8 protein-coding genes and 4 tRNA genes are annotated in these 9,533 nt (G+C 35.1%); 7 read left to right on the forward strand and 5 right to left on the reverse strand.

What is annotated here, in order from left to right; genetic code table 11:
- The 5 genes from KKC46_01120 to KKC46_01140 form a co-directional block, all read right to left on the reverse strand.
- The coding region (locus KKC46_01120; protein MBU1052415.1) for a hypothetical protein at window positions 1-94 on the reverse strand (94 nt) is incomplete at its 3' end.
- 125 nt (window positions 95-219) lie between these two features.
- A tRNA-Thr gene (locus KKC46_01125) sits at window positions 220-296 on the reverse strand.
- A gap of 54 nt (window positions 297-350) precedes the next feature.
- Window positions 351-426, reverse strand: a tRNA-Gly gene (locus KKC46_01130).
- Between the two features lie 157 nt (window positions 427-583).
- Window positions 584-668, reverse strand: a tRNA-Tyr gene (locus KKC46_01135).
- Between the two features lie 11 nt (window positions 669-679).
- Window positions 680-755 (reverse strand) — tRNA-Thr (locus KKC46_01140).
- A 1,051-nt stretch (window positions 756-1,806) separates the two neighbouring features.
- On the opposite strand from KKC46_01140, the gene KKC46_01145 reads away from it, so the two are divergent.
- From KKC46_01145 to KKC46_01175, 7 genes are all read left to right on the forward strand, one after another.
- Window positions 1,807-3,702 (forward strand): LysM peptidoglycan-binding domain-containing protein, encoded by a 1,896-nt coding sequence (locus KKC46_01145; GenBank protein MBU1052416.1) that lies wholly within the window; start codon window positions 1,807-1,809, stop codon window positions 3,700-3,702.
- A gap of 433 nt (window positions 3,703-4,135) precedes the next feature.
- Window positions 4,136-5,596 (forward strand): HAMP domain-containing protein, encoded by a 1,461-nt coding sequence (locus KKC46_01150; GenBank protein MBU1052417.1) that lies wholly within the window; start codon window positions 4,136-4,138, stop codon window positions 5,594-5,596.
- A gap of 71 nt (window positions 5,597-5,667) precedes the next feature.
- Window positions 5,668-6,090 carry a tetratricopeptide repeat protein gene (locus KKC46_01155; protein MBU1052418.1) on the forward strand — a complete coding sequence of 141 codons (423 nt, stop codon included), beginning with the start codon at window positions 5,668-5,670 and terminating at the stop codon, window positions 6,088-6,090.
- A gap of 7 nt (window positions 6,091-6,097) precedes the next feature.
- Window positions 6,098-7,456, forward strand: coding sequence for a sigma-54 dependent transcriptional regulator (locus tag KKC46_01160; GenBank protein MBU1052419.1), 1,359 nt, complete (start codon window positions 6,098-6,100; stop codon window positions 7,454-7,456).
- A 380-nt stretch (window positions 7,457-7,836) separates the two neighbouring features.
- Window positions 7,837-8,214, forward strand: a complete 378-nt coding sequence (locus tag KKC46_01165; GenBank protein ID MBU1052420.1) for a response regulator — start codon at window positions 7,837-7,839, stop codon at window positions 8,212-8,214.
- Window positions 8,215-8,323: 109 nt separating this feature from the next.
- The gene (locus KKC46_01170) at window positions 8,324-8,632 is read left to right on the forward strand and encodes a hypothetical protein (protein ID MBU1052421.1); all 309 of its coding nucleotides are present in this window, start codon (window positions 8,324-8,326) and stop codon (window positions 8,630-8,632) included.
- A 45-nt stretch (window positions 8,633-8,677) separates the two neighbouring features.
- Window positions 8,678-9,031: a hypothetical protein gene (locus tag KKC46_01175; GenBank protein MBU1052422.1), complete on the forward strand. Its 354-nt coding sequence runs from the start codon at window positions 8,678-8,680 to the stop codon at window positions 9,029-9,031.
- The last annotated feature ends 502 nt before the right edge of the window (window positions 9,032-9,533 follow it).

Here is a 9,533-nt window from a genome sequence, read left to right on the forward strand (position 1 = left end):
TCGCAGCCGTTAGTGTTGTCTTGCCATGATCTATATGACCTATGGTACCAACATTAACATGCGGCTTCTTCCTCTCAAATTTCTTCTTAGCCATTTTCAATACCCTCCCAATATTTTGGTATTATAAATTCCTATATTCAATAGGTTAAAGCTACAAATGTCAATACCTATTCAGATATAACTATTATATATTTCCTTATAGGCGAAAATTTCCGATTATGGAGCCCACGACCGGAATCGAACCGGTGAACCCCTTCCTTACCAAGGAAGTGCTCTACCTACTGAGCTACGTGGGCATTTCAACTGTGCTATATTGATAGCTCTTGATGCAATTATATAAATTCCATATATGGAGCGGGAGACGAGACTCGAACTCGCGACATCCAGCTTGGAAGGCTGAAGCTCTACCAACTGAGCTACTCCCGCTTATACCTGCATCATCTTCTATGAAACCATATTGCATCTTAAATATATTAATGGTTTTCAACGAATTTTAGAGCAACAATCCAGAAGAAAGCCATGTAGTTCAAAAACGATTCTAAAATACCCGCAGAATCTCCTACATCCGACTCGCTTTCAAGGTTGGTGGTGGGGGGAGGATTTGAACCTCCGAAGGCTTCGCCGACAGATTTACAGTCTGTTCCCTTTGACCACTCGGGAACCCCACCCTTATGACATTTGGAGCCAGAGACAGGAATTGAACCCGCGACATCCTCATTACAAGTGAGGCGCTCTACCTACTGAGCTACTCTGGCTCGTCTAACTTTATATATTTACAATATATCAGACCAAAAAATAAATATAACTAATTTAAAGGCCCATGTAATCGAAAGCGTTACAACTCAAACTCAATAATTGATGTATTAATTATACACAATTACGATAACCTTATATTTTAAAAAATTATTAACTCTATCTTGTAATATCTTTAATTATTTAACGATGCAGTCGCAAAAATTCACCGTCAGAATTATAATAAGTCTTTCTTCTAATCTGTTATAAATAAAAGATCAACTGTTTTTTTAAAAAATATTTATTGATATAAATAAAATAATTCCATGCCTGTATAAATTTCTTTAATTATTAATGATAATATTTAATTTGCCAATAAGGCAATTCGCCACATTTTAATCTTATATTGGATTATTCTTGACAAGTTACCAGTTATTTGTTTGATTAACCCTTTGAAAACACAGGTTGGTATTTGTGATGAGCATGTGGATTCCAAATAAATCCTAAAAACCTTAATCAAAAAAAACCCCAATTGAGTTTACATAGTAATTCAGATGACTATATTAATCCTACCACTATAATTATCGATTTTAATGTGAAATATTTTTTTATAATAGCAGATATAAATTGAGTCTTTTGAAAAATATTTGATTTTGATTTAAAGTATGAAAGGCAATAATCTCAACCGAAACAATACATCGTGCATTTAAAGAACAAACCAATATAGTTAAAATAGTCCCAATGTTAAATTTAAAACTGACCGAGCCACTTTCAAAACGTTTCAGTTTGGTCAAGCTCAAGGCGGGCGAAAATTTCAACCACAGGAATACATTAAGTATTTCGAGGATTGAAATTTGAGCCCAACGCAGAGATCGGCCAAAATGGGGCGTTTTGAAACTGGCTCTGACCAGATACGATATAGTGATGCTTTTTCATGGCACGGTGATTGCATTTTACTTTATGAAACGAACCTGCTATAGCAGTAACCGATCAAAAGCAGACTTACACAAGAATATTTTTTGTTTTTGTTATGAAGCAGAAACTTAGCTATCTTTAAAATTAAGGATAAATACTTTGAAAAATATACCTGTCATAATATTTACATTTTTATTAATTATTTTAGTAGCCGGTTGTGCTCATATCGGCAATACCCAAATCTCACAAACTAACAATTCGGATACTGCACTTGCTGCAATTGATAATAAAAACCCTTCAAACAGTCAATATTCTGACACTGATGATGCAATTGAATCTGACACTATTATTATTCCTGAAAAAGAAACGACTGCAGGAAAATGCGCCTCTCCACTTAATGATGACCTAACGCCTGTCTCCCCTGATTCTGAAGATGAAGAGGTTGGAAATGTTCCGGCTCCTTCAGTGAAAAAAGCTGCCTCCAAAAAAAATGCTCAAACCAAAATGGATGAAGCGCTTGATTATTGCCAGATATCTCAGGATTTATGGCAAAATGGTGAACTGGAAAATGCAATAGAAGCTTTAGATCATGCTTATTCTTTAATTCTATCAGTAGATGTCAATGGTAATAATACAAATTTAGTTCAGCAAAAAGAAGATATTAGGTTTACTATTTCAAAAAGAATATTAGAAATTTATGCTTCAAGAAACTTTGCAGTTAATGGAAACCATAAAGCAATTCCTTTGGTAATGAATAGCCATGTCCAGGCAGAAATCAATCTTTTCACTACCGGTGGTGAAAGAAATTTTTTTAAAGACTCACTAAAACGTTCAGGAAGGTATCGGGCAAAAATAGTTGAAGAACTTAGAAAAGCCGGAATCCCTCTTGAGTTGTCATGGTTGCCATTAATTGAAAGCGGATTCAAGGTAACCGCTCTTTCTTCTGCCAGAGCACTTGGCCTTTGGCAATTTATTCCATCAACAGGATATAAGTTCGGTTTAAAAAGGGATATGTTTGTTGATGAAAGACTTGATCCTGAAAAAGCTACACATGCGGCAATAGCTTATCTTAAAGAACTGCATGAAATGTTCGGCGATTGGACAACAGTGCTTGCAGCTTACAATTGTGGAGAAGGAAGAGTATTAAGGGTAATAAGGGATCAAAATGTAAACTATCTGGATAATTTCTGGGATCTTTATGAAAAGCTCCCCAGAGAAACTGCAAGATATGTTCCGCGATTTTTAGCAACACTTCACATACTTTCCAATCCTGAAAAATACGGGATTGATATGACCGATATTGAATGCCCGGTAGAATCTGAAACCACTGAAATTGCAAAACAGGTTCGTATTAAAGATATTGCCCAAAAGATAGATGTTGATGAAAATGTTTTACGACGTCTTAATCCCGAGCTAAGGTATGGAATTTTACCTCCGTCAAATTATATTTTTAAAGTCCCCCCTGATAAGAGTGAGGAATTGATAGCAAAGATAGATACAATTCCTGTCTCCAATATAAAACCGAATAGATTTTATTATAAAGTTAAAAGAGGAGATACGCTTTCCGGAATTGCAAAACGTTATAGTACAAGCGTTAAAACCTTAATGCTTGCAAACAGCATGCGAAAATCGACTATTCGTGTAGGAACTATTCTCAAGGTTCCGGGCAGTGGATCATCTTCTTCAAAATATAAGCTGGCAGAAACAACTCAGGAAATAAGGCAGCAAAAGAGAGCACACCCTCTAAAGCATGTCGTTAAAAGCGGTGAGTCCATCTGGATCATAGCCAAACGAAATAATACGACAATTAAAAATATACAGGAGCTTAATAATCTAAAATCATTAAATCTTCGCATAGGGCAGGTCCTGTATTTACAAAAATCGGATATTAATAGCCAAGACAATAACAGTTTCAAAAAATATCTAATTAAAAGAGGGGATAGTCCTTATAAAATAGCACAAAGTTATAAGATGCCCCTTAACAGGCTTCTAGATATCAACAACCTGAGGTCAGACAGCAAAATACTTGCCGGGCAATACCTTTATGTTGAGTAGTATTTGTGAAGTGCCAAAACATTACAGCATTTTTAAAGTCTTACTTGCAGTAAGGGGCATTTTTTAAAATTTCCCATTCTCTTACTGCCCCGATTATATTTTAATTGCTTTCACTCAAAATATCATTTATATCGTTTGTCAAAATAATTTTCCTATTCAAGTGTAATTGTTTGGTTATGAGTACCTAAACTTCTCAATTATGTCCAGCTTGAGCAGCCATTACCAAATTGAATTTCTCCGTAATAATTAATAAACTTGCAGTGTTTTTATGGTTACTAAATTTTAAATAATCATCAGAATTCAAACCGGGCATAAACATTGATAGCACTGAAATCATGATCATGATGAGGATACTCGTAAAAGCTAACAACTTGAAAAAAAATCTTTTTCACACAACCACCGCGATTTAATTTTATTAAGGATAATATCCTATATGAAGCTTACTATCTTTACAAGGCTTATAATCGGCTATCTTGCAATTATAGTTTTAATTATTGGCCTGGGAGTATATGCCTTTTTCAGACTCAACCAAGTTAATCAAATTATTAATTCTATTATTTCAGTTGATGATGCCTCAACAGATATTACCACAGAGCTCAAAGACTATTTGCTTACCCAACTGGAATTTGAAGAAAAATTTTTCGTTTTAAAAGATCAGGATTTCTATATGCATTTTTGGAAGTCAGAAAAATATTTCCCGGAAGCTATAGGAAAATTAAATAAAATTACTGACACATCTTATAAAAGGAGTTTGGTAAACGCTGCTAATATTGCATATAATATGTACCTCTCTTTATTCAGGGATGAAGCTAAATCATCCTTGCTTAGCCAGGATTATAACGAAGAAAGCTATATAATTTATAAAGGAAAAAGAGAGAAACTAGTAGCCAATATAGATCGAAATCTAAAAGAACTTGTCAGGACAGTAGAACGGGACAGATTGAAGAAAACCCGGGCAGCCAGCAAAATAAGCATTCAAGTTATAAAAGTTACTACTGCTACTGTAGCAATTGCTGTATTGATGGTAATTGTTATTACTATTATAAACACAAGAAGTATTAACCGACCGATACTTCTTTTGAAAGAAAAAACAAAGGAGGTTGCAAAAGGCAGATATCCTAAAACGCTGGCTATTTCTTCTCCTCCTGAAATAGGAGAACTTACTACAGCATTTGATGCTATGTGCGAACGTCTTAAAGAGCTGGATGATTTGAAGATTGACTTTATAAGCCATATATCCCATAAATTGCGTACTCCTCTTACTGCAATACAGGAAGCTTCAGCTATGTTGCTGGAAGGAGTTTTTGCAGACATGCCCGAAAAACAGCATCAACTCTTCATGATTATAAAAGACGAGTGCAAGAGGCTTATAGATGAAGTTAATAGAATCCTCGATCTTTCCCGCATGGAGGCAAAGATGATGGATTATCATTTCGAAGTCACAGATATTCTTCCAATCGTAAAGATGAACGTCTTAAAATTATCGCCTCTTGCGCAAAAAAGGGGTATTGAATTTACAACAAATCTTACAAATGAGTTGTCACCTGCAAATATTGATCAGGATAGGATAATCCAGGTTGTTGAGGAGTTACTTGGAAATGCCCTGAAATTTACGCCTGAAAAAGGAAAGATAATCATTTCTGCTTTAATAAATAATAAAGGGATGATCGAAATCTCAGTTACAGATACCGGTTATGGAATTCCGGAAAAGGAGCTTGAACTGGTTTTTGAAAAATTCAAACGAATTGAAAGTGGAAGGGCATCTGAAAGAGGATCCGGCCTGGGACTTTCTATTGCAAAGCACATTATAACTGTTCATGGAGGACAAATATGGGCCGAAAGCAAACATGGAAAAGGAAGCACCTTTTCTTTTACCTTACCTGCATTATCATAGTTTTATATTTTTCAGCTATTACAGGGTGTGCTTTAAAAGCAAAGCATACGCTGGTAGAAACACAAGATCTTATGGCGACAGGTGATTATAAACAAGCTCTGGGTAAGTATCAACAGCTATTAAAAGAAGACCCTCAAATTACAGATGTTGCACTTTTTCAGATGGGTTTAATCTATGCTCACCCAAAAAATCCTGATAAAGATTATAAAAAATCATTACAATATTTCAAAAGAGTAATAAAAGAATTTCCGGAAAACAATCTGAAGCTTCAAGCTCAAACATATGCATCACTTTTAAATCAAATTATGGAACAAAATATAAAAAATGGCAAACAGCGTGCAGAAATAATAAGTTTAATAGAAAAATGTACTATTCTAAAAAAAGATAACCAGGAAAAGGATAAGAGATCAAATGAATTACAACACCAGATAGAAAAATTAAAAGAGATCGATTTAAACATCCAGAGAAAAAAAAGAGCCGTTAATCATAAATGAGGTATGGATGGAAAAGATACTGATAGTTGATGATGATATAAATATCTTAAAAGTATTGCAGATGAGGCTTGAGACCGAAGGCTACATGGCAACTACAATAGCTGACGTTCAGAAGGCAACAGCAATAACCAGGGAAGAAGATTTTGATCTGGCTTTGGTTGACCTGAAACTCGCCCGTAAAAACGGTATTGAACTCATGGAAACCTTGCATGACATCCGCCCTGAAATGCCGGTAATCATATTAACTGCCTATGGAACCATAGAAAGCACAGTTGATGCCATGCAAAAGGGAGCCTATAGCTATCTAACAAAGCCTTTTGACCATCGCCAGCTTTTATTACAGATCAAAAACGGCATTGAAAGGACAAGGCTCTCAAAAGAGATCCGAAGACTTAAAAACATTGTCGGGGAACGTTATGAATTCAAGAGTATAATTTACAAGAGCAGAAAAATGAAGGCTGTTTTGGAACAGGTAGCTATGGCAGCAGAGACTGATTCTAATGTATTCATACAGGGTGAAAGCGGCACAGGCAAAGAACTGATAGCAAAAGCACTGCACCTTGCCAGCTTGAGAAAAGATAACCCATTTTTGGCTATTAACTGTGCGGCCATACCAGAGAACCTGCTTGAAAGTGAGCTGTTTGGTTTCAAAAAAGGGGCTTTTACTGGAGCTATTTCTAACAAAAAAGGACTGTTTGCCCAGGCTAATAGCGGCACTATGCTTTTAGATGAAATAACCGAAACACCGTTACTCATGCAGGCTAAGCTATTGAGAGTCCTTCAGGAAAGAGAGTTTTATCCTCTTGGGTCGGAAAATTCTGTTAAAGCTGATGTCAGAATAATAGCTGCTTCCAATAAAGACCTGGCAATGGAAGTCGAGAAAGGAGTCTTTCGCAACGACCTGTTCTACCGCCTCCATGTTATTCCTATACACCTGCCGCCTTTAAGAGAAAGAAAAGAAGACATCCCGGTTCTGGTAACTCATTTTATAAAAAGATTTTCCATAGAAATGAAAAAAGACATAAAAGAAATTACACCTTCTGCTATTCAAGGCCTTTTATCTCGTGACTGGTCGGGTAATGTAAGAGAACTGGAAAATACCATAGAGTATGCAGTAGCAATGAGCACTGGAAATACCATTGGTGAAGAGACAATCCTTCAATCCCAGAAAACCAAAGATGAAAATATAAAACCGCTTAAAGAGGCAAAAAACAATTTCGAAAAAGAATATATGTCAAATATACTTTCAATAACCGAAGGAAACATAAGTAAAGCAGCAGAACTGGCCGGAAAATACCGCGCTGATTTTTATGAGCTCCTTAAAAAGCACAATATAAATTCAGCAGATTTTAAAAAACCAAAATAAAGCGTATGGTTTACCCTACGCATATTTTTTCTATATTATCAAATATTTAGGCAAAAGCCCGCATCTCTGACAATTTTTTTTGTATGAAATACCCTTCAAAAAGTTCATAATAATTTATCCTTCTGTTATTAATTATTATATATATCAACATATTATACAATATGCCCTTTTTTGGCCCACACTTTGCTTATCTATATGTAGCTTTCCGGAAGCCTGCTAAAAATTTAGTTATATAATTTTTTGGCTCGTAAGAATCATTATTGGGGTAACAAAAACCTCATATGCATCATAAACCAATTAGAATATAATATTAAAGAGTTATAGTATATTTGATAATAAAAAAACCAACCATAGCTAACTCTTAATAGGGAGTTTAAAACATGGACAGAACAAAAGTGTTAATAGTCGATGATGATGAACGAATAGCCAATCTTGCTAAAATTATATTAGATAACATGTTTGAAAAAGGGGCTGTTTATAATATTAAAACAGCTATTAATGGCGAGGAAGGCTATATGGTTTCCCTCGATTTCAAACCTGACATTATTCTCACCGATATTCAGATGCCAGGAAAAAACGGAATCGAAATGGTCAGAGCTATAAGACAACATAGTCCTGAGGTGAAAACCATTTATATGAGTGGTGAATGGACCAAATTTCAAACTCCTCTTCAAGAAGAACACACAATGCATCAGGCTTGTTTTCTTAAAAAACCCTTTGTTATTTCCGAACTTACACAATTGCTTTGCGAATCTTAGCATTAAGCTTGTAGATCTAAATTTGTTCCGGAACAAAATAGCACATATTTTATAATAACATAGACATCACCTAATTTTTTATGATGTCTTATTAATGGAGGTAAATAAAATGAAAAAATCCTTGCCCGTAAAATTATTATCACTGTTTTTTATTGGCCTGTTAATTTTCGCTTTCAGCGAAACGGTGTTTTCCAAGGAATCAAAAGATAATAGTTTGATTAAAGTTGCGGGGACAATTGCCGATATAAGCCCTGATACCGGAAAGGTCGCTATAGCGGATAATACTGGCATGGCAATATCTCTAACAGCTAGTTTTGATGTTGAACTTAAGAACTTCAAAGCGGGCGACAATGTAGTCGTAGAATACGACAGATTATCAGGGATAGTTCTATCAATGATCAAACTGGATTTGAAATAAATAAACTCGTGCGAACTGCACAAACAAAGATCGAAGGAAAAGAGCATGCAACCGAAATTCAATATAGATGCTAAAACTAAGGGGAAAGACATCCATATTGAATTGGAAGGAGACTTTGACGGTGCCTCAGCCCTTGAGCTAATTTTTTTCATGAGCAAATATTTTGCAAACAATTATAAGGTTTTTATTAATACTGATTTGCTTTGTTCGATAGAATCATTTGGAATTAATGTTTTTCGCTATAACATTGGGCCATTGATCAAATACAGAAAAAACTATGAGTTCATTGGTGAATCCGCACCTGTTTTTAAAAACTGCTGGCCAAAAAATACTATCTCTGATCATGTTACAAGGAGTGAAAAGCTGCGCTTTCAGAGCAACAGTTTTTTTGTCCATTAATAAAATAAAAGGAATTGCTGATGAGATTATTTTTCCGCTGCTGTAGTGCTACACCATGGATCCTAATAATCACAGGTTTTGTTATGATCCCTATTTTAACAGCTTATAGCATAATCCAATTTATAAACTATTTAATACAAATAAGTTAACAATCGAAAAGTTATTATTTTACATTAAATAAGTCTGGAATTCCATCGATGTGGTTTCCATATATGTTTTTGATGCTCATATGATTATTTCAATCATGTGCAACATCAAAAACAAAGTGGAAACCAGCATGGCCCACCTGATAGACTAAGTTCCTTTCTTCCCCCAGGAGATCTATCAGTGTGGGCCTGCATCTCTTTCAAAAGTAATGAATTAAGAGCTGGTCGGGAAAAACTGTACAGTTGCTTAAGTGGTAAAGCTGTTCTAAATTGATTTTAAAATATAGAAAGGAGCAGCGGTAAAATGAAGAAATTAAGAAGGAATCATGGAGCAACGTTTAAAGCAAAAGTAGCGA

The organism is Pseudomonadota bacterium, assembly GCA_018817425.1.
Lineage (GTDB): Bacteria > Desulfobacterota > Desulfobacteria > Desulfobacterales > RPRI01 > RPRI01.

Coding starts and splice junctions, on each gene's coding strand:
- KKC46_01150 (MBU1052417.1), top strand. CDS start 4,136: ATGAAGCTTACTATCTTTACAAGGCTTATAATCGGCTATCTTGCAATT.
- KKC46_01155 (MBU1052418.1), top strand. CDS start 5,668: ATGGCGACAGGTGATTATAAACAAGCTCTGGGTAAGTATCAACAGCTA.
- KKC46_01160 (MBU1052419.1), top strand. CDS start 6,098: ATGGAAAAGATACTGATAGTTGATGATGATATAAATATCTTAAAAGTA.
- KKC46_01165 (MBU1052420.1), top strand. CDS start 7,837: ATGGACAGAACAAAAGTGTTAATAGTCGATGATGATGAACGAATAGCC.
- KKC46_01170 (MBU1052421.1), top strand. CDS start 8,324: ATGAAAAAATCCTTGCCCGTAAAATTATTATCACTGTTTTTTATTGGC.
- KKC46_01175 (MBU1052422.1), top strand. CDS start 8,678: ATGCAACCGAAATTCAATATAGATGCTAAAACTAAGGGGAAAGACATC.